This is a genomic window from Nocardioides sp. Z43_10, from assembly GCF_059766615.1.
Genome location: NZ_JCBAJY010000014.1, coordinates 38,430 through 57,810, shown reverse-complemented (window position 1 = coordinate 57,810; position 19,381 = coordinate 38,430). Strand labels below are relative to the sequence as shown.

The 19,381-nt window shown below is 71.7% G+C and carries 17 protein-coding genes; 4 read left to right on the top strand and 13 right to left on the bottom strand.

What is annotated here, in order from left to right; all coding sequences use genetic code 11:
• Window positions 1–171 precede the first annotated feature (171 nt).
• The 6 genes from AC6EI4_RS19090 to uvrC all read right to left on the bottom strand — a co-directional run bounded on the left by AC6EI4_RS19090 (window position 172) and on the right by uvrC (window position 7,492).
• On the bottom strand, window positions 172–1,383 hold the full coding sequence (locus AC6EI4_RS19090) for a phosphoglycerate kinase (protein WP_498423016.1): 1,212 nt from the start codon (window positions 1,381–1,383) through the stop codon (window positions 172–174).
• A gap of 2 nt (window positions 1,384–1,385) precedes the next feature.
• On the bottom strand, window positions 1,386–2,390 hold the full coding sequence (gap, locus tag AC6EI4_RS19085) for a type I glyceraldehyde-3-phosphate dehydrogenase (RefSeq protein ID WP_498423018.1): 1,005 nt from the start codon (window positions 2,388–2,390) through the stop codon (window positions 1,386–1,388).
• A gap of 166 nt (window positions 2,391–2,556) precedes the next feature.
• Entirely contained in the window at window positions 2,557–3,543 is a 987-nt protein-coding gene (gene whiA / locus AC6EI4_RS19080) for a DNA-binding protein WhiA (RefSeq protein WP_498423020.1), read from the bottom strand.
• 60 nt (window positions 3,544–3,603) lie between these two features.
• Entirely contained in the window at window positions 3,604–4,572 is a 969-nt protein-coding gene (locus AC6EI4_RS19075) for a gluconeogenesis factor YvcK family protein (protein WP_498452439.1), read from the bottom strand.
• Window positions 4,569–5,480: an RNase adapter RapZ gene (gene rapZ, locus AC6EI4_RS19070; RefSeq protein WP_498423023.1), complete on the bottom strand. Its 912-nt coding sequence runs from the start codon at window positions 5,478–5,480 to the stop codon at window positions 4,569–4,571. The genes AC6EI4_RS19075 and rapZ overlap by 4 nt, the downstream gene beginning before the upstream one ends.
• Entirely contained in the window at window positions 5,480–7,492 is a 2,013-nt protein-coding gene (gene uvrC / locus AC6EI4_RS19065; RefSeq protein ID WP_498423025.1) for an excinuclease ABC subunit UvrC, read from the bottom strand. The genes rapZ and uvrC overlap by 1 nt, the downstream gene beginning before the upstream one ends.
• Window positions 7,493–7,584: 92 nt before the next feature.
• On the opposite strand from uvrC, the gene AC6EI4_RS19060 reads away from it, so the two are divergent.
• Window positions 7,585–8,949: a tetratricopeptide repeat protein gene (locus AC6EI4_RS19060; RefSeq protein WP_498452438.1), complete on the top strand. Its 1,365-nt coding sequence runs from the start codon at window positions 7,585–7,587 to the stop codon at window positions 8,947–8,949.
• Here AC6EI4_RS19060 and AC6EI4_RS19055 read toward each other — a convergent pair.
• On the bottom strand, window positions 8,915–9,382 hold the full coding sequence (locus tag AC6EI4_RS19055; protein ID WP_498452437.1) for a Rieske (2Fe-2S) protein: 468 nt from the start codon (window positions 9,380–9,382) through the stop codon (window positions 8,915–8,917). The two genes, AC6EI4_RS19060 and AC6EI4_RS19055, sit on opposite strands and share 35 nt — an antisense overlap.
• A 49-nt stretch (window positions 9,383–9,431) precedes the next feature.
• Window positions 9,432–12,485, bottom strand: coding sequence for an excinuclease ABC subunit UvrA (gene uvrA / locus AC6EI4_RS19050; RefSeq protein ID WP_498452436.1), 3,054 nt, complete (start codon window positions 12,483–12,485; stop codon window positions 9,432–9,434).
• A gap of 175 nt (window positions 12,486–12,660) precedes the next feature.
• Between uvrA and AC6EI4_RS19045 the strand changes: the two genes are divergently transcribed.
• Both AC6EI4_RS19045 and AC6EI4_RS19040 read left to right on the top strand, forming a co-directional pair.
• A complete protein-coding gene (locus tag AC6EI4_RS19045; protein WP_498452435.1) occupies window positions 12,661–13,386 on the top strand; it encodes a maleylpyruvate isomerase family mycothiol-dependent enzyme in 726 nt (241 codons plus the stop codon).
• Window positions 13,362–14,036: an MBL fold metallo-hydrolase gene (locus AC6EI4_RS19040; protein WP_498452434.1), complete on the top strand. Its 675-nt coding sequence runs from the start codon at window positions 13,362–13,364 to the stop codon at window positions 14,034–14,036. Before AC6EI4_RS19045 ends, AC6EI4_RS19040 begins: the two co-directional genes overlap by 25 nt.
• Before the next feature lie 268 nt (window positions 14,037–14,304).
• Here the strand turns inward: AC6EI4_RS19040 and AC6EI4_RS19035 are convergent, their stop codons facing one another.
• The 5 genes from AC6EI4_RS19035 to AC6EI4_RS19015 form a co-directional block, all read right to left on the bottom strand.
• The gene (locus AC6EI4_RS19035) at window positions 14,305–15,093 is read right to left on the bottom strand and encodes a spermidine synthase (protein ID WP_498452433.1); all 789 of its coding nucleotides are present in this window, start codon (window positions 15,091–15,093) and stop codon (window positions 14,305–14,307) included.
• Between the two features lie 23 nt (window positions 15,094–15,116).
• Entirely contained in the window at window positions 15,117–15,374 is a 258-nt protein-coding gene (locus AC6EI4_RS19030) for a hypothetical protein (RefSeq protein ID WP_498423038.1), read from the bottom strand.
• A gap of 96 nt (window positions 15,375–15,470) precedes the next feature.
• Window positions 15,471–16,571, bottom strand: a complete 1,101-nt coding sequence (locus AC6EI4_RS19025) for a 2Fe-2S iron-sulfur cluster-binding protein (RefSeq protein WP_498452432.1) — start codon at window positions 16,569–16,571, stop codon at window positions 15,471–15,473.
• On the bottom strand, window positions 16,561–16,863 hold the full coding sequence (locus tag AC6EI4_RS19020; RefSeq protein ID WP_498452431.1) for a hypothetical protein: 303 nt from the start codon (window positions 16,861–16,863) through the stop codon (window positions 16,561–16,563). The genes AC6EI4_RS19025 and AC6EI4_RS19020 overlap by 11 nt, the downstream gene beginning before the upstream one ends.
• Window positions 16,863–18,056 (bottom strand): 3-ketosteroid-9-alpha-monooxygenase, oxygenase component, encoded by a 1,194-nt coding sequence (locus AC6EI4_RS19015; RefSeq protein WP_498452430.1) that lies wholly within the window; start codon window positions 18,054–18,056, stop codon window positions 16,863–16,865. Before AC6EI4_RS19015 ends, AC6EI4_RS19020 begins: the two co-directional genes overlap by 1 nt.
• 129 nt (window positions 18,057–18,185) lie before the next feature.
• On the opposite strand from AC6EI4_RS19015, the gene AC6EI4_RS19010 reads away from it, so the two are divergent.
• A complete protein-coding gene (locus tag AC6EI4_RS19010; RefSeq protein ID WP_498423044.1) occupies window positions 18,186–19,376 on the top strand; it encodes an acyl-CoA dehydrogenase family protein in 1,191 nt (396 codons plus the stop codon).
• Window positions 19,377–19,381: the final 5 nt, after the last annotated feature.

The following is a 19,381-nucleotide window of genomic DNA, read 5'->3' as shown; positions in this document are numbered from 1 at the left end:
CTTTTCCGGTTGCCCTCCATCGGTGGGGTGTGTTTTTTTTGGGCGGGGGGGGTCTTTTGGTGGGGGGTTGGTCGCCGCCGGGGCGAGGTGGGGGGGAACGGGTGGGCCTGGGGCCCCCCGCCGCGCGTCCCGGGACAGGGTCCCGGGACGCGCGAGCGAGGTGCTGGGCGCTCAGCTCTCCAGGACGGAGATGCCGGGCAGCTCCTTGCCCTCGAGGTACTCCAGGCTGGCACCGCCGCCGGTGGAGATGTGCCCGAAGGCGCTGTCCTCGAAGCCGAGCTTGCGCACGGCCGCGGCGGAGTCGCCTCCGCCCACGACCGAGAGCCCGTCCACCTTGGTGAGGGCCTCGGCCACCGCGCGGGTGCCGGCGGCGAACTCGTCGACCTCGAACACACCCATCGGGCCGTTCCAGAACACCGTCTTGGCGTTGGCCAGCGCAGCCGCGAAGGCCACCCCGGAGTCGGGACCGATGTCGAGACCCAGCGTGTCGGCCGGGATGTTCGAGGCCGGCACGACGATCGGGTCGGGCGTGGTGTCGCCGGTCGGGAACGTGTGGTCCACGACGATGTCGGTGGGCAGCACGATCTCGACGCCGGACTCGCGGGCCCGGTCGAGGTAGGCACGACAGGCGTCGAGCTGGTCCTCCTCGAGGAGGCTCTGCCCGACCTCGTGGCCCTGGGCCTTGAGGAAGGTGAAGACCATGCCGCCGCCGATCAGCAGCTTGTCGGCCTTCTCCAGCAGGTGGTCGATGACCCCCAGCTTGTCGGAGACCTTCGACCCGCCGAGCACCACGACGTAGGGCCGCGCGGGGTCGACGGTGAGACGACGCAGCACGTCGATCTCGGTCGCCACCAGGTTGCCCATCGCGTGCGGCAGCCGCTGCGCCACGTCGTACACCGAGGCCTGCTTGCGGTGCACCACCCCGAAGCCGTCGGAGACGAAGGCGTCGGCGAGCGCGGCGAGCTGGTCGGCGAATGCCCCCCGCTCGGCCTCGTCCTTGCTGGTCTCACCGGGGTTGAACCGGACGTTCTCCAGCACGGCGACGTCGCCGTCACCGAGCGCGGCGACGGTCTCGCGGGCGCTGTCGCCGACGGTGTCGGTGGCGAACGCGACGTCCTTGCCGAGGAGCTCGCCGAGCCGGGCGGCCACCGGCCGCAGGGAGTACGCCGGGTCGGGCGCACCCTTGGGCCGGCCGAGGTGGGCGACCACCACCACCCGGGCGCCGGCCTCGGCCAGCGTCCGGATGGTGGGGACGCTGGCTCGGATCCGGCCGTCGTCGGTGATGGTCGTCCCCTTGAGGGGCACGTTCAGGTCCGAGCGGACCAGGACGCGCTTGCCTCGTACGTCGCCGAGGGCCGCCAGACCTGCGCTGGAGTCAGGCACGATCAGAGGCTCTCACCGATGTAGCCGATGAGGTCCACGAGGCGGTTGGAGTAGCCCCACTCGTTGTCGTACCAGCCGACGACCTTCACCTGGTTGCCGATGACCTTGGTCAGCGGCGCGTCGAAGATGCACGACGCCGGGTCGGTGACGATGTCCGAGGACACGATCGGGTCGGTCGAGTACTTCAGGAAGCCCTTGAGGGCGCCCTCCGCGGCGGCCTGGACGATCGCGTTGACCTCCTCGACGGTGGTCTCGCGACCCGCCTCGAAGGTCAGGTCGGTGGCGGAGCCGGTCGGGACCGGGACGCGCAGTGCGTAGCCGTCGAGCTTGCCCTTGAGCTCGGGCATGACCAGGGCGATGGCCTTCGCGGCACCGGTCGAGGTGGGCACCACGTTGAGCGCGGCGGCGCGGGCACGACGCGGGTCGCGGTGGATGTTGTCGAGCAGGTTCTGGTCCGCGGTGTACGCGTGGACCGTGGTCATCAGGCCCTTGACGATGCCGAGCTCGTCGTGGAGCGCCTTGGCCATCGGCGCCAGGCAGTTCGTCGTGCACGAGGCGTTTGAGATGACGTGGTGCTGGGCCGGGTCGTAGTCGGTGTGGTTGACACCCATCACGACCGTGATGTCCTCGTTCTTGGCGGGGGCCGAGATGATGACCTTCTTGGCGCCCGCGTCGATGTGCGCCTTGGCCTTGGTCGCGTCGGTGAAGAAGCCGGTCGACTCGATGACGACGTCGACGTTCAGCTCGCCCCACTTCAGGTTGGCGGGGTCGCGCTCGGAGAACGTGGCGATCTCCTGGTCACCCACCTTGATCGAGGTCTCGGTGGAGGAGACCTCCGCGTCGAGGCGACCGAGGATCGAGTCGTACTTCAGCAGGTGAGCGAGCGACGCGTTGTCGGTGAGGTCGTTCACCCCCACGATCTCGATGTCAGCGCCCGAAGCGCGCACTGCACGGAAGAAATTGCGGCCGATGCGGCCGAACCCGTTGATGCCTACACGAACCGTCACTTTTGAGGACTCCTCTGTGCGTTGTCGACTGGAGCCGAGCGCTCAGAGAGCACCCGGGTTCTGCGCCATGGAAAACCCTACCCCGCGCGACCCACGTCACGCTCCCGCGCGGGGGCTGCGAGACGTTGAGCAGGCCAATACCTGCCAGAGGTCCCTGCCGAGGGGGTCAGACGTCCTCAGCGAGCATGTCGGGGGTCAGCGACGACTCCGTGTCGGGGATGCCGAGCTCCTCGGCGCGCTTGTCCGCCATCGCGAGCAGTCGACGGATCCGACCGGCGATGGCGTCCTTGGTGAGCACCGGCTCGTGCAGCTGCCCGAGCTCCTCGAGCGAGGCCTGCTTGTGCTCCAGACGCAGATGACCGGCCATCCGCAGGTGGTCGGGGACCTCCTCGCCGAGGATCTCCATGGCGCGCTCGACGCGGGCGCCCGCGGCGACCGCGGCGCGCGCGGAACGGCGCAGGTTGGCGTCGTCGAAGTTCGCCAGCCGGTTGGCCGTGGCGCGGACCTCGCGCCGCATCCGACGCTCCTCCCAGGCCATCAGCGACTCGTGCGCGCCGAGCCGGGTGAGCAGGGCCCCGATCGCGTCGCCGTCGCGGATCACCACGCGGTCCACGCCGCGCACCTCGCGGGCCTTGGCCTGGATCCCCAGCCGACGGGCGACGCCCACCAGCGCGAGCGCGGCCTCGGGGCCGGGGCAGGTCACCTCCAGCGCGGAGGAGCGCCCCGGCTCGGTGAGCGAGCCGTGGGCCAGGAACGCTCCGCGCCAGGCGGCCACGGCGTCGCAACCGCCCCCGGAGACCACCTGCGGCGGCAGCCCCCGCACGGGTCGACCGCGCACGTCGAGCAGGCCGGTCTGGCGGGCCAGCGACTCCCCGTCCCGGATCACCCGCACGATGTAGCGGGTGCCCTTGCGGATGCCGTTGCCCTGCACGACCGCCACGTCGGACTGGTGGCCGAAGACCTCGGCGATGTCCTTGCGCAGACGTCGCGCGGCCGCGCCGGTGTCGAGCTCGGCCTCGACCACGATCCTGCCGCTGACGATGTGCAGGCCGCCTGCGAAGCGGAGCAGGGAGGCGACCTCGGCCTTGCGGCAGCAGGTCTTCGTGATCGGAGTGCTCGACAGCTCTGCCTTCACCTGTGCTGTCATCGCCATGCCCGAGATCCTCCCATGTCCGTCAATTCCGTCCGTGTCCGGCCGAGCCCGCCGCGGGGGTCAGCCACACCTCAGGATCCGGTCGTACGCCGCGGCGAGTCGGACCGGATCGTGGCGGGCCGTGCCGTCACAGCGGGCCACGTCGTCGAGCACCAGTCTGCCTCCGGCGGAGGCCACCACCTGCTCGAGGGTATGCGGGTCCGGCACCGCTGCGCGATCGGCCAGGACGGTGTCGATGCGCAGCTGCGGCGCGTGCTCGAGCAGGGCCGCGAGATGGTCCTCCGGCGCGTAGCCGAGCGTCTCCCCCTGCTGGCCCTCGAGGTTGAGCACCACCAGCAGCCTCGCCTCGGTGGCCACCAGCGCGTCGCGCAGCGAGGGCACCAGCAGGTGCGGGATGACCGAGGTGTACCAGGAGCCCGGGCCCAGCACCACCCAGTCGGCCGAGAGGATGGCCTCGACCGCCTCGGGGCAGGCCGCCGGGTCGGGCGGGTCGAGCTGGATGCCGACGATCGTGCCGTCCGTCGTGGCCACCTCGACCTGCCCCCGGACCCGGGTCAGGGCCTGGGCGTCGCCGGGGTCGATCCCACGCACGTCGGCGGTGATGTCGAGCGGGGAGATGGACATCGGCAGCACCCGCCCCTGGGCACCGAGGAGCCGGGCCACCAGCGCGAGCGCCTGCACGTGGTCGCCGAGCAGCTCCCAGAGCCCGACGATCAGCAGGTTCCCGACCACGTGGCCGTGCATCTCGCCGTCGCCGGCGAAGCGGTGCTGGAGCACCTTCGACCAGGTCTGGCCCCAGTCGTCGTCACCGCAGAGGGCGGCGAGGGCCATCCGGAGGTCGCCGGGCGGCAGGACGCCGAACTCCCCGCGCAACCGCCCCGAGGAGCCGCCGTTGTCGGCCACCGTGACGATCGCGGTGAGGTCGTCGACGACCCGGCGCAGCGACGAGAGCGAGGCGTGCAGCCCGTGCCCACCGCCGAGAGCCACCACCGAGGTGCCTGCGGTCGGTGCGGAGTCCGGCAAGGTCACTCCCGCCCGAGGTCACGGTGGGTGGCACGCGCCTCGATACCGGCCTCGGTCAGCCGGGACGCGATCTCCTCGGACATCGCCACGCTGCGGTGCTTGCCACCGGTGCAGCCGATCGCGACGCGCATGAAGCGCTTGCCCTCGGTGAGGTAGCCGGCGGTCACGGTGTGCAGCAGCGGCACGAACTGGTCGAGGAACTCCTGCGCGCCGTCCCGGCTCTTCACGTAGTCGGCCACCTCGCTGTCGCGACCCGAACGCGGACGCAGCTCGGGGACCCAGTGCGGGTTGGGCAGGAAGCGCATGTCCGCGACGAAGTCCGCGTCGACCGGGATGCCGTACTTGAAGCCGAAGCTGATCACGTTGACCTTGAGCCGGGTGGCGTCCGGGGTCCCGAAGGCCTCGGCCACCCGGTCGGTGAGCTGGTGCACGTTGAGGCTGCTGGTGTCGATCACCAGGTCGGCGTTGCTGCGCAGATCGGCCAGTACGACGCGCTCGCGCTGCAGCCCGTCGAGCAGGCGCCCCTCGGCCTGGAGCGGGTGCGGGCGGCGCGCCGCCTCCTGGCGTCGCACGAGGACCTCGTCGGTGGCCTCGAGGAAGAGCAGGGTCGTGCGCCGTCCGGTCGCGGAGCGCGCCAGGATCGACTGCAGCGACCCGAAGAACGACCCCGAGCGCACGTCGACGACCACCGCGATGGGCTGGGTGCTCCCCCGGCTCTCGTCGACCAGCTCCACGACGTCCTTGAGCAGGCGCGGGGGCAGGTTGTCGACGACGAAGAAGCCGAGGTCCTCCAGCTCCTTGGCGGCGGTGCTGCGCCCGGCGCCGGTCATCCCGGTGACGATCACCAGCTCCCCCGCCGTGGCCGGCGCCGGGTCCCGCGGCACCTCGCTGGCTGCCTCGCTGGTCGGGGTCATCAGTCCTCCTCGATCTCGCCGGTTGCGGTGTTGATGCGGACAGTCTGGCCGGTCGGCGCCGGCTGCGTGACGGCTTCCTTGATCGCGGTCGCCGTGCGCGGCCCGATGCCCGGGACCGCGGCGATCTCCTCGAGGGTGGCGCCCTTGAGCTTGCGCAGCGAGCCGAAGTGCTTGAGCAGCGTCTTGCGGCGCACCTCACCCAGCCCGGGCACCCCGTCCAGGGCGCTCTCGACCATCGTCTTGGAGCGGCGCCCGCGGTGGTGGTTGATGGCGAAGCGGTGCGCCTCGTCGCGGATGCGCTGCAGCAGGTACAGGCCCTCGCTCGAGCGCGGCAGGATCACCGGATCCTCCTCCCCGGGGACCCACACCTCCTCGAGCCGCTTCGCGAGCCCGCACACCGGGATGTCGTCGATGCCGAGCTCCGCGAGGGCCCGCTGGGCGGCCGTCACCTGCGGCGGGCCACCATCCACGACGACCAGCCCGGGCACGTAGGCGAACTTGCGCGGCCGGCCCGTGTCGGGATCGACCAGCATCGGCCCCGACTCCGCCGCGACCTCACCCCCGGTCGTCACCTCGCCGGTCTTGGCCTGGTCGTCGAGGAGGCGACGGAAGCGCCGGGTGATCACCTCGTGCATCGAGGCGACGTCGTTCTGCCCCTCCACTCCGCGGATCACGAAGCGTCGGTACTCCCCCTTGCGGGCGAGCCCGTCCTCGAAGACGACCATCGAGGCGACGACCTCGGTGCCCTGCAGGTTCGACACGTCGTAGCACTCGATGCGCAGCGGCACCTCGTCGAGCTCCAGCGCCTGCTGGATCTCCTCCAGCGCCCGGTTGCGGGTGGTCAGGTCGCTGGCCCGCTTGGTGCGGTGCAGGTTCAGGGCATGCTCGGCGTTGCGCGCCACCGTCTCCTGCAGCGACTTCTTGTCCCCGCGCTGCGGCACCCGGATCGCGACGCGGCTGCCCCGCAGCTCCCCGAGCAGCTGCTCGAGGGTCTCCACGTCGGGCGGCAGCGCCGGCACCAGCACCTCGCGCGGGATCGCGTCGCCGGCGTCGCCGGCGTAGAGCTGGAGCAGGAAGTTCTCGACCAGCTCGGGCGTCTCGCCCTCCTCGACCCGGTCGGCCACCCACCCGCGCTGACCCCGGATGCGCCCACCGCGCACGTAGAAGATCTGGACCGCGACCTCGAGGGGGTCCTGGGCGAACGCGATCACGTCGGCGTCGGTGCCGTCGCCGAGCACCACGGCCTGCTTCTCCAGGGCCCGGTTCAGCGCCCCGAGGTCGTCGCGCAGGCGGGCCGCCTTCTCGAAGTCGAGCGCCTCGGAGGCGGCGTACATCTCCTTCTCGACGCGCCGCACGAACGCCGTGGTCTGCCCGCCCATGAAGTCGCAGAAGTCCTCGACGATCCGTCGGTGCTCCTCGGCGCTGACGTTGCCCACGCACGGCGCCGAGCACTTGTCGATGTAGCCCAGCAGGCAGGGGCGCCCGATCTGCGCGGAGCGCTTGAACACGCCGGTCGAGCACGAGCGCATCGGGAAGACCCGCAGCAGCAGGTCCACGGTCTCGCGGATCGCCCAGGCGTGGCTGTAGGGGCCGAAGTAGCGGGTGCCCTTCTTCTTGGCGCCGCGGCCGACCATCACCCGCGGGAACTCCTCGCCGACGGTCACGGCGAGCCACGGGTAGGACTTGTCGTCGCGGTACTTCACGTTGAAGCGCGGGTCGTACTCCTTGATCCAGGAGTACTCCAGCTGCAGCGCCTCGACCTCGGTGTTGACCACCGTCCACTCCACGCTGGCCGCGGTGGTGACCATGGTGGCGGTGCGCGGGTGCAGGCCCCCGATGTCCTGGAAGTACGACGAGAGCCGGGCGCGCAGGTTCTTGGCCTTGCCCACGTAGATCACCCGCCCACGCGGGTCCCGGAACCGGTAGACGCCCGGCTGGGTGGGGATCGACCCCGGCTCCGGACGGTAGGAGAGCGGTCCCCGGGAGCGTGGGGAGGGTCGAGCGGGCGTCACCCGACAACCCTACGGGGCGGCGGGGACAGGGCCGCGACCCGCACCCGGCCGAGATGCCAACGAATCGTTGTTTACTGGCTTACTGTACTTACATGCGGCATCACGACCTGTACGGGCTCCCCCAGACCACCAGCCGCGAGGCGGCCGCGGCGTACAACCGCGGGCTCTCGCAGGTGCTGCGCCTGCGCAACGGAGCCGCCGGGTCGATCGCCGAGGCGCTGGCCCTGGATCCCACCTTCGCCCTGGCGCACTCCACCCTGGCCCTGCTCGGCTACGAGATGTGCGTGCCGGTCGACGTGACGGCCCGGCTGCGCGACGCGGAGCTGCACGCGCGCCGGGCCACCGAGCGCGAGCGGCGCCACGTGCAGGCGGTGATCGCCCATGTCCGGGGTGACTCCGCTCCCCTGCTGGCGCAGGTCCGCGACTGTCCGCGCGACGCGCTGCTGCTGTCGGTGGCGGTGCCGACGATCGCGTTCTCCGGGGCGACCGAGGTGCCGGCCGAGGCGTGGCGCCTCGTGGAGGGCGCCGCCGACGCCTACGGCGACGACTGGTGGTTCGCCGGGATGCTGGCCTTCGTCCGCCAGGAGCAGGGCCGCCACGACGAGGCGATGGACCTGGCGAACTGCTCGCTCGCGGTCGAGCCCACCGCCGGGCACTCGGCGCACGCCCGGGCCCACGCGCACTACGAGACCGGTGACCACGGCGCCGGCCTGGCCTGGATGGACGACTGGGTGAGCACGCACGGCGCCGGCAGCGACGGACGCAGCCACTTCTCCTGGCACGCCGCGCTGCACGAGCTGTCGCTGGGAGACCTGCCGGCGGTCCGGGCTCGCCACCGCTCCCAGCTGACCCCGTCGAGCGCTCCGGGCTGCCGGGCGTTGGTGGACACCGGGTCGCTGGTGTGGCGCTGGGCGCTCACTCCGGGGGCCGAGGACGTCCCCTCGCTCGACGACGTCGCGGCGGCGGTCGGCCCTGAGGTGCTCGCGCGGCCGGCGACGCCGTTCGTGGCGATGCACGCCGCGGTGGCGCTGCTCGCCCTCGGCGACGGCTGCGGACTCGAGCGGCTCGCCGCGCGCAGCGCCGCCCACGCGCACCCGACCCACCGCGAGGTGGTGGCTCCACTGGCACGCGCCCTGCTCGCCCTGCACCGCGGGCAGCCCTCACAGGCGGCCGACGGCCTGGCCCGGCTGAGCGCGGTGAGCTGGCGCCTCGGCGGCTCCGACGCCCAGCGCGAGATCCTCGAGGAGACGCGGATCCTCGCCCTGCTGCGGGCGGGCCGCTACGACGAGGCGCGCGAGCTGCTCGACCGCAGGCTGGACCGCCGCCCGAGCCCGCGCGACGCCCGGTGGCGGCTCGCCTGCCGGACCTCGGCTCAGCGTCCGACGCCGCCGTCCCCGTCGGCGCCGCAGCCGCCGTCGGTGCTCAGACCAGCAGGATCCGGTCGCCCTCGACCTTGATCTCCACCGGCGTCAGCCCGGTGGTGGCCGGGCCCTGGGTGACGTCGCCGGTGGCGGCGTCGTACTCGCTGCCGTGGTAGGAGCACACGATCGTGCCGTCACCGGCGTCGGTGACCAGTTGTCCCTGGTGCGGGCAGATCGCGGAGAAGGCCTTGAACTCGCCCTCGCTGGGCTGGGTCACCACGATCTTGGCGCCGACCAGGATCACACCGCCCTCGACCGGAACCTCGTCGGTGGTGGCCAGCGACTCGCCTGCCGCCGCGCTCCCGCCGCCCGAGGAGCTCGCCCCGCCCGAGGAGCCGCCGTCCTCCTTCGAGCCGGCGCCCGGCTCGGAGTCGTCACCACCCGCGCAGCCGGCGAGCGCTGCCGCCACGGCCAGTGCCCCCAACCCGTGGAAGACGATCCTGCGGCTGGGCTGGAACTCGTGGGTCATCCTGCACTCCTCATCTGACGTACCTCGCACCGCAGCCTAGTCACGCCGCTCAGCCCTTCGGCGCCACCGTCTTGCGCGCCGCCTTCCGGGGTGCGGCGGCCTTCTTGGCGGCCGCCTTCTTCGCCGGCTTCTTCTCCGCAGCCGCCTTCTTGGCCGCGGCCTTCTCGGCGCGCTCCAGCGCGGCCGCGCGCTTGGCCGCGGCCTTGGTCACCTTCACCACGGGCGCCGGCGCGTCCACCGCCTCGGAGGCGGTGGCGTGACGCCCCTCGAGCAGCGGCGCCAGGTATCGGCCGGTGTGGCTGTCCGGGTGCGCGGCGACCTCCTCCGGGGTGCCCTCGGCGACGACCATGCCGCCGCGCGAACCGCCCTCGGGGCCCATGTCGACGAGCCAGTCGGCGGTCTTGATCACGTCGAGGTTGTGCTCGATGACCAGCACGGTGTTGCCCTGGTCGACCAGTCGGCCCAGCACCAGCAGCAGCTTGCGGATGTCCTCGAAGTGCAGGCCGGTGGTCGGCTCGTCGAGCACGTAGACGGTGCGTCCGGTGGAGCGCTTCTGCAGCTCGGCGGCGAGCTTGACCCGCTGCGCCTCGCCGCCCGACAGGGTGGTCGCGGGCTGGCCGAGGCGCACGTAGCCCAGGCCCACCTCGACCAGGGTCTTCAGGTGGCGTGCGATCGCGGGCACCGCACCGAAGAAGTCGACCGCCTCCTCGATCGGCATGTCGAGGACCTCGGCGATGGTCTTGCCCTTGTAGTGCACCTCGAGGGTCTCGCGGTTGTAGCGCGCCCCGTGGCAGACCTCGCAGGGGACGTAGACGTCCGGCAGGAAGTTCATCTCGATCTTGATGGTGCCGTCGCCGTGGCAGGCCTCGCAGCGCCCACCCTTGACGTTGAACGAGAACCGACCCTGCAGGTAGCCGCGCATCTTCGCCTCCGGGGTGGAGGCGAAGAGCTTGCGGACGTGGTCGAAGACGCCGGTGTACGTCGCGGGGTTGGACCGCGGCGTGCGGCCGATCGGCGACTGGTCGACGTGGATGACCTTGTCGATGTGCTCGGTGCCGGTGATCTTGCGGTGCCGGCCCGGGATGGTGCGGGCGTTGTAGATCTGCTTGGCCAGCGCGGTGTAGAGGATGTCGTTGACCAGCGTGGACTTGCCCGACCCGGAGACGCCGGTGACGGCGACGAACATGCCCAGCGGGAACGACACGTCGACGTCGTGCAGGTTGTTCTCCCGAGCACCGTGCACGGTCAGCTCGCGGCCCTTGGTCTTCGGCCGTCGGATCTGCGGCACCGCGATCTCGCGGCGCCCCGAGAGGTACTGCCCGGTCAGCGAGTCGGGGTGCTCGTAGAGCCCCTTCACCGAGCCGGCGTGGACGACCTGGCCGCCGTGCTCCCCGGCCCCGGGGCCGATGTCGACGACGTAGTCGGCGGCCCGGATGGTGTCCTCGTCGTGCTCGACGACGATCAGCGTGTTGCCCAGCTCCTTGAGCCGCACCAGCGTCTCGATGAGTCGCTGGTTGTCGCGCTGGTGCAGCCCGATCGAGGGCTCGTCGAGGACGTAGAGGACGCCGACGAGCCCGGCGCCGATCTGGGTGGCGAGCCGGATCCGCTGAGCCTCCCCGCCGGACAGCGAGCCCGAGGGGCGGTCCAGCGACAGGTAGTCCAGGCCGACGTCGAGCAGGAAGTTCAGGCGCTCCTGGATCTCCTTGAGCACCCGCTCGCCGATCTGGCGCTCGCGCTCGCTCAGGTCGAGCTCGCGCAGGAACTCCGCGGTCTCGTTGATCGGCATCCGGCACACCTCGGCGATGTTCTTGCCGCCCAGGGTGACCGCCATCGAGACCGGACGCAGCCGGCTGCCGCCGCAGGCCGGGCAGGGCACCTCGCGCATGAACCCCTCGAAGCGGTCCCGGCTGGTGTCGGTCTCCGCCTCGTTGTGGCGCCGCTCGATGTAGCTGCGCACGCCCTCGAACTCGGTGTAGTAGGAGCGCTCGCGGCCGTAGCGGTTGCGGTGCCGCACGTGCACCTTGGTCGGGTGACCGTCCAGCACGGCCTTCTGCGCCTTGGCGGAGAGCTGCTCCCAGGGGGTGTTCAGGTCGAAGCCCAACTCGTTGCCGAGGGCGCCGAGGATCCGCAGGAAGTAGTCCGCGACGTGGGCGCCGCTCCACGGCTGGATGGCGCCCTCGCCGAGGGTGGCCGAGGGGTCCGGAACGACGAGCTCGGGGTCGACCTCCATCCGGGTGCCGATGCCGTGGCACACGGTGCAGGCGCCGAACGGGGAGTTGAAGGAGAACGAGCGGGGCTCGAGGTCGTCGGTGTCGATGGCGTGGTCGTTGGGGCACGACATCTTCTCGGAGAACTTCATCTCCCGGCCGGGGTCCTTGGCGTCCAGGTCGACGAAGTCGAAGACCACCAGCCCGCTGGCCAGGCCGAGAGCGGTCTCGACGGAGTCGGTGAGCCGCCGCTTGGAGGACTCCTTGACCGCGAGGCGGTCCACGACCACCTCGATGGTGTGCTTCTTCTGCTTGTCCAGCTTGGGCGGGTCGTCGAGCGCGTGCGTCTCGCCGTTCACCCGGGCGCGGGAGAAGCCCTGCGTCTGCAGCTGCTTGAACAGCTCGACGTACTCGCCCTTGCGCCCGCGGATGACCGGCGCGAGCACCTGGAACCGCCGCCCCTCCTCGAGGTCGAGGATCCGGTCCACGATCTGCTGGGGCGTCTGCCGCTCGATGGGCGCCCCGCAGGTGGGGCAGTGCGGGCGACCGGCGCGGGCGTAGAGCAGGCGCAGGTAGTCGTAGACCTCGGTGATCGTGCCGACCGTGGAGCGCGGGTTCTTCGACGTCGACTTCTGGTCGATCGAGACGGCGGGTGAGAGCCCCTCGATGAAGTCGACGTCGGGCTTGTCCATCTGCCCGAGGAACTGGCGGGCGTAGGCCGACAGGGACTCGACGTAACGGCGCTGGCCCTCCGCGAAGATCGTGTCGAAGGCGAGACTCGACTTGCCGGACCCCGACAGTCCGGTGAACACGATGAGCGAGTCTCGCGGGAGCTCGAGTGAGACATCCTTGAGGTTGTGCTCACGAGCACCCCGGATGAGGATCTGGTCGGTCACAGCATTCCTAGGGTCGGGGTCGGGTCGGCGTCACGAGACGCGACGGGCGCAGCACACGGCGCCGGGTTCGAACAAGTGTTCGCCATCACGGGGTCGAGTGCAACCCGCCACGCCTGTCGTGTCAACGATCCTACGAGGCGCGCCATGCCCGCACGCGGGGTGTTGAATGTCACTCATGGATGCCCACGCATTGGCCGCCTGCCAGGAGTCCACTCGCCGGCTGCTCCGCTCCGTGGACGCGCTCTCCGAGGAGCAGCTGCGCGCGCCGTCGGTGCTGCCCGGGTGGTCGCGCGCCCACGTGGTGGCCCACCTCGCGTTGAACGCCGCGGGTCTGGCCGCTGCGCTGGACGGGCTCGCCCGCGGCGAGGAGGTGGCGTTCTACGCCTCCGCCGCCCAGCGCGACGCCGACATCGACGGACTGGCCACCGCCGATGCCGCCACGCTGCGTGCGCGCCTGCTCGCCGAGTCGGCGTTGTTCCACGAGGCCGTGACCCGGGTGCCCGCCGAGGCCTGGGCCGCGGGAGTGCCCCGGGTGCCGGGTGGGCCGCGGGTCCCCGGCGCGGCGATCGTCCCCGGGCGCCGGCGCGAGGTCGAGGTGCACCATGCCGATCTCGGCCTCGACTACGGCCCGGGCGCGTGGCCCACCGACTTCCTCACCGGCCTGCTCGACGAGCTGGCCGCGGACCTCGCCGGGTCCGGCCCGTTCCGGATCGAGGCGACCGACCTGCGCCGTACCTGGCAGGTGGGCGAGGGCGAGGGGCCGGTGGTCTCGGGCGGGGCGCCGGAGCTGGCCTGGTGGCTGACCGGGCGCGCCGACCCGTCCGCGGCCGGCGCTGCGCTCCGCACCAGCGGCGGCACCCTGCCTAGGATCGGCGCATGGCGACGTACACCGGCGAAGTGACCCCCGGGGGCTCCCCCGACACCCGCGAGCTCCCCGGCCTGAGCATCACCAAGCTCGCGGTCGACGAGAAGATGTCGAACAACTGCTACCTGCTGCGCTGCCTGACCACCGGCGAGCAGCTGCTGGTGGACGCGGCGGCGGAGCCCGAGCGGCTGCTTCCGCTGATCGGGGACGCCGGGCTGAGCGCCGTGGTCACCACGCACCAGCACTGGGACCACCACCGCGCGCTGGCCGACGTGGTCGCCGCCACCGGCGCGGCCGTGGTGGCCGGGGCTCCCGACGCGGACGCGATCACCGAGCAGACCGGCGTCGAGGTGACCCGCCGGGTGGCACACGGCGACACCATCGGCGTGGGCGACCAGACGCTGCGCGTGCTCGCCATCGCCGGCCACACCCCCGGCTCGATCGCCCTGGTCTACGACGACCCGCAGGGGCACCCGCACCTGTTCACCGGCGACTCGCTGTTCCCCGGCGGGGTCGGCAACACCTTCGGCGACGCGGACGCGTTCGCCCAGCTCGTCGACGAGGTGGAGACCAAGATCTTCGGCACACTGCCCGACGACACGTGGTTCTACCCCGGCCACGGCAACGACTCTCGCCTAGGCGTAGAGCGACCCCATCTGGAGGAGTGGCGCGAGCGCGGATGGTGACCCCGCCGTTTGGCCTGAGCTGACGGGGGTGTCCGGATCGGACGGCCGTACGCCGGTGAGGCCTGCGAACGGTGGACCCCCTCAGGTGACCGGCAGGTAACTGGAGATTCCCGTGCACCTGGCGCGTGCGATCCTCCAGTTACTTGCGGGTAGACGGGCGGCGGGCGAGGTAGCGCCGACTCTGGCTCATTCAGGTGTCTGCTCGAAAGAGTCGGCGCTCTCCGGATGCGACGTCGGTGACGTACTGCGACCGGTCGTGCCGCAGGGCTCAGCGGGTAGGCGCCGGTGAGGGCTCCGTCGCCTGGTCGCGCAGCGGGGCGCCGCCCCCGAAGGAGTCACTGAGCTCGGCGGAGCCGAGCACGCGGTAGGGGTGCTCCGAGCTGGCGGCCCGACGGCGCAGGGCCAGCGCGGGCACGTCGGCGCGGGAGGCGACCACGAGCAGGTTGCCGAACCGGCGCGCGCGCAGGGTGGCCGGCTCCGCGCTCAGCAGCAGGTGCGCGAAGTCGGTCCGCAGCCCCGCCACCACCCGGCGGGTCCAGGCGAACGGCGCGCGGTCGGCGAGGTTGAGCAGGAAGAGCCCGTCCGGCGCCAGCACCCGGGCGACCTCGGCGAAGCACTCCACCGTGACGAGCTCGCCGGGCACCTGCGCGCCGGCGTAGGCGTCCAGCACGACGAGGTCGGCGGAGGCGTCGCGCAGGGCCGGCAGCCCGGCCCTTCCGTCGACGGGGCGCACCTTGATGCCGCTGCGGCGCGGCAGCGGTAGCCGCTCGCGGACCAGCGCGGTCAGCTCCTCGGCGGGCTCGAGCACGATCTGCCCGGAGCGGGGACGGGTCGCGGCGACGTAGCGCGCCAGCGTCAGGCCGGCCCCTCCGATGTGCACGACCGACATCGGTTCGCTGACGGGGCGGTGTGCGTCGACCACGTCGGCCATCCGCCGGACGTAGTCGAAGACCAGCCGGGTCGGGTCCGCGAGGTCGACGTGGGACTGGTCGGTGCCGCCCACCCGGACGACGAAGGACGTCGGACCCTCCGGCACGATCTCGGCATCAGCGACCACGTGCCGAGGCTACGGGGCGTCGCTCAGCGCGGCGTCAGCAGCTCGGCCGGCAGCCACTCCTCGACCACGGCCCACTCCCCCGGGCGCAGCATCGCGGCGTAGAGCACGCGCCCCTCCCAGCCGACCGGCGCCTGGCGCCACTCCACGAGCAGCCCCGGCCGCTTCACGCCGTGTCGGTCGATCGCGTCGGCGACCCAGCAGTGCTTGGCCGGACCCTCCTCCGACGGGGGCTCGACCGGCCCCGGATCGGACGTCGCGCCGAGCCGCACGCGTTCCGCCATGGGGATCCCCCCACCGCGCTTGTTCATCCCACCGGCCACTCCCCTATGGTGCCACGGGTTCGAACACTTGTGCGAACGCAGCCTGGGGCGAACCCCTCAGTGGTAGGTGACCTTCACGGTGTCGGTGACCGGGACCGCCTGGCAGGCCAGCCGGATGCCGTCGGCGAGGTCCTCGGCGTCGAGCACCTCGTTGTGCAGCATCTTCACCTCGCCCTCGAGCACCCTGCAGGCGCACGCCGAGCAGTTGCCCTCGCGGCACGAGTACGGCGCCGGGACGCCCTTGGCCTCCAGGTGGTCGAGCAGGGTGACCGACGGCTGCCAGTCGTCGAAGCTGTAGTCGGTGCCGTCGAGCTCGACCTCGACCTTGACCGGCGCCTGAGGAGCCACGGCCAGCACGTCGGCGGCCGCGTCGTCGTCGTCGGTCTCGGCGGCCTGGATCTCGTGCTCGGCCTCCTGGACGTCCGCCAGCTCTCCGAACGGGTTGCCGCCCAGCGAGACGAACTTCTCCTGGTGGCGTCGCTCGCGCGGCAGCTCCAGCTCCTTGAGCGCGCTCACCGCGGCCTTCATGAACGGCGCGGGCCCGCACACGAACGCGTCGTACGACGCGAACGGCGCGGCGAACGCCTTGAGCTGCTCCTGGGTCGGCAGCCCCTGCACGGTCTCGAGCCAGTGCACGACGACCAGCCGGTCGGGATGCGCGGCGGAGAGCTCGCGGAAGGCGTCCTTGAAGATGATGCTGGGCTCGTCGCGGTTGGCGTAGAACACCACGATCCGGCCGCTGCCCTGCGCCAGGGCGGTCCGCACGATCGAGATGATCGGGGTGACCCCGCTGCCGCCGGCGAACAGCAGGAGGTCGGCGTCGAGGCTCTTGGGGCTGAAGATCCCGCTCGGCGGCAGCACCCGCAGGGTGTCGCCGGGGCGCACGTTGTCGCACAGCCAGTTCGAGGCGAAGCCGTCCGCGGTGCGCTTGACGGTGATGGTCAGCGACTCATCGCCGACCCCGGGGCTGCTCGACAGCGAGTAGCAGCGTGCGGCGATCCCGGTCTGGTCGCTGGGCACCGCGACGGTGAGGAACTGGCCCGGCGTGTAGGCGAAGTGCTCACGGCCCCGGTCGGGCAGGGCCAGCACGATCGAGTGCGCGTCCGCGGTCTCCTCGACCACGTCCAGCACCTCGAGGGTGAAGGACTCAGTATCCATCTTCGGCTCCGATCGGGATCGCCCCGTCACGTACAGCGGACTCGATGCTCGCGGCCAGCCTGGGGCAGGGCGCGTGCACGCGGCGCCCACCGGGCGCCGAGGCCATCTTCGCGAACTCCTGGCACTGCGCGAGCGCGGGTTCCGGCCACTGGATGGAGGTGTGGTGCTCGCTGTTCTTCTTGACCCCCACCCGGGCGAGGCAGTCGAGGCAGTCCACCTCGACCAGCCGGGCCTGGGTGTAGAGGCGCTGGTCCTCCAGCGTCTCCGCGCGCGACGGCACGAACGAGGCCATCAGGTGCCCGTCATCACGCCGCGCGGCGTGTCGGGTCCGGCGGAGCCGCTCGCGTCGTCCGAGCCGGCCGCCTGGTCCTCCGCGGCCTTGCGGGCGAGGTTCTCGGCCACCTCGGCGCGCCAGAACTCGTTGGCCTTGGTGGTGTCGACCTCGAACTCGAAGCGCTCGGTCATCTCCGGGGTCACGTCGGCGACGTCGACGTAGAACTGCTCGTACCAGCGCCTCAGCTGGTAGCCCGGCCCGTCCTCCTCGCAGAGCAGCGGGTTCTGCACCGGCGCCTTGCTCAGCCAGATGTCCACGTCCTGCATGAAGCCGTCGCCGAACATGTCGGAGTACTTCTTCGCGATGTACTGCGCGGTCTTCTCGTCGAGGCCCTCGGGCTTGCGCACGCACAGGCCGTACTGGAGCTTGAAGGAGTTGTCGGAGGTGGGCACGTGGCAGTTCACCAGCACGACCTCGGTCTCGAAGCCCTTGAAGTCGACGTTGAGCCAGTTGACCATGTACGACGGCCCGAAGTAGGTCGCCTCGGACCTCAGCACCAGGCTCTCGTCGCCGTACCCGGCGCCGGCCATGTCCGGACGCCCGGTCGACTCCATGAACTGCGAGGCGGTGTGCCCCTCGAACACGTTGCGGAAGCTCGTGGGGAAGGCGAAGTGGATGTAGAAGAAGTGCGCCATGTCCACCACGTTGTCGACGATCTCGCGGCAGTGCGCGCTGGGCACGTCGAGGACGTTCCAGGTCCAGTCGGTCCAGGCGTCGGTGCCCACGCCGTCGAGCTCGGGCGGCAGGATCGTCAGGTCGGCGGGGCCGTGCTCGGCGTCGTGCCAGACCATCAGCTGGCCGTTGCGCACGGCGGTGGGATAGGCCTGGGTGCGCGCGCGCAGCGGCACGCGGCGGGAGTAGGGGATCGCCTTGCACTTCCCGTCGCCGCCCCAGCGCCAGTCGTGGAACGGGCACGCGATCTCGTCGCCCTTGACCGTGCCCTGGGTCAGGTCGCCGCCCATGTGGCGGCAGTAGCCGTCGAGCACGTGCACCTCGCCGGCGGTGTCGCTCCAGACCACGAGCTTGCCGCCGAAGGCCTCGACGGCGTGCGGCTCCCCGTCCGCGAAGTCCCGGACCAGGCCGAGACAGTGCCAGCCGCGGGCGAAGCGCTCGGGCGGGGTGCCGTGGTCGAGCAGGCGGGTCTCAGTCATGGTGCTGCCTCCGAGGTGTCGGCGCGCGGACGGTGGACCAAAACGAGAACAGGTTATAGTTTGCCGGGTGCGGGCGCCACCCTCGTCGCCCTCACCCCCCGGGGTGCTCGGCTGGTGTGGGAGAGCGCGATGCACGTGGCACTGACGACCGAGCAGCAGGCGCTGCGCGAGGAGCTGCGCGAGTACTTCGCCGCGCTGGTCACCCCCGAGCGCCGGGCCGCGCTCGCCGCCGCCTCCGGCGAGTTCGGCGACGGCGAGGTCTACAAGGAGGTCGTCCGCCAGCTCGGCCGCGACGGCTGGCTCGGCATCGGCTGGCCCGAGGAGTACGGCGGGCAGAACCGGTCGATGATCGAGCAGCTCATCTTCACCGACGTGGCGGCCGTCGCCGGCGTACCCATCCCCTACCTGACGCTGAACACGGTCGGGCCGACGATCATGCGCTACGGCACCGACGAGCAGAAGCGCTACTTCCTGCCCCGGATCCTGGCCGGCGAGCTGCACTTCTCGATCGGCTACTCCGAGCCCGACTCCGGCACCGACCTGGCCTCGCTGCGCACCCGGGCCGTGCTCGACGGCACGCTCGACGACGGCGAGTGGGTGATCGACGGGCAGAAGATGTGGACCTCGCTGATCCAGTACGCCGACTGGATCTGGCTGGCCTGCCGCACCGACCCCGACCTGCCCCGCCACAAGGGCCTGTCGATGCTCCTCGTCCCGGCCGACGCGCCGGGCTTCTCCTACACCCCGGTGCACACCCTGGCCGGGGTCGGCACCAGCGCCACCTACTTCTCCGGCGTCCGGGTGCCGGCCGGCAACCTGGTGGGCGAGCTCAACGGCGGCTGGTCGCTGATGACCAACCAGCTCAACCACGAGCGGGTCGCCCTCACCTCCTCGGCTCCGCTGGCGCACTCCCTGGAGCTCGTCCGGCGCTGGGCGCAGGAGACCAAGACCCCCGACGGCCAGCGCGTCGTCGACGCCGAGTGGGTGCAGGTGCTGCTCGGCCGCGCGCATGCCCGCGTCGAGATGCTGACCCTGCTCAACTGGCGCCTCGCCGCGGCCGTCGACGACCTCTCCCCGGCCGACGCCTCGGCCACCAAGGTCTACGGCTCCGAGCTGGCCACCGAGGTCTACCGCGCGCTGATGGAGGTGGTCGGCCCGTCCGCGGCGCTGACCGGCGACTCCCCCGGAGCGGTGCTCGCCGGGCGCCTGGAGCGCTACCACCGCTCGTCGCTGGTAATGACCTTCGGCGGCGGCACCAACGAGATCCAGCGCGACATCATCGGCTACGTCGGGCTCGGCCTGCCGGCCGCGAAGCGATAGGGGAA

Coding starts and splice junctions, on each gene's coding strand:
- AC6EI4_RS19060 (WP_498452438.1), top strand. CDS start 7,585: ATGCGGCATCACGACCTGTACGGGCTCCCCCAGACCACCAGCCGCGAG.
- AC6EI4_RS19025 (WP_498452432.1), bottom strand. CDS start 16,571: ATGGATACTGAGTCCTTCACCCTCGAGGTGCTGGACGTGGTCGAGGAG.
- AC6EI4_RS19020 (WP_498452431.1), bottom strand. CDS start 16,863: ATGGCCTCGTTCGTGCCGTCGCGCGCGGAGACGCTGGAGGACCAGCGC.
- AC6EI4_RS19030 (WP_498423038.1), bottom strand. CDS start 15,374: ATGGCGGAACGCGTGCGGCTCGGCGCGACGTCCGATCCGGGGCCGGTC.
- whiA (WP_498423020.1), bottom strand. CDS start 3,543: ATGGCGATGACAGCACAGGTGAAGGCAGAGCTGTCGAGCACTCCGATC.
- AC6EI4_RS19015 (WP_498452430.1), bottom strand. CDS start 18,056: ATGACTGAGACCCGCCTGCTCGACCACGGCACCCCGCCCGAGCGCTTC.
- AC6EI4_RS19010 (WP_498423044.1), top strand. CDS start 18,186: ATGCACGTGGCACTGACGACCGAGCAGCAGGCGCTGCGCGAGGAGCTG.
- AC6EI4_RS19055 (WP_498452437.1), bottom strand. CDS start 9,382: ATGACCCACGAGTTCCAGCCCAGCCGCAGGATCGTCTTCCACGGGTTG.
- AC6EI4_RS19045 (WP_498452435.1), top strand. CDS start 12,661: ATGGATGCCCACGCATTGGCCGCCTGCCAGGAGTCCACTCGCCGGCTG.
- AC6EI4_RS19040 (WP_498452434.1), top strand. CDS start 13,362: ATGGCGACGTACACCGGCGAAGTGACCCCCGGGGGCTCCCCCGACACC.
- rapZ (WP_498423023.1), bottom strand. CDS start 5,480: ATGACCCCGACCAGCGAGGCAGCCAGCGAGGTGCCGCGGGACCCGGCG.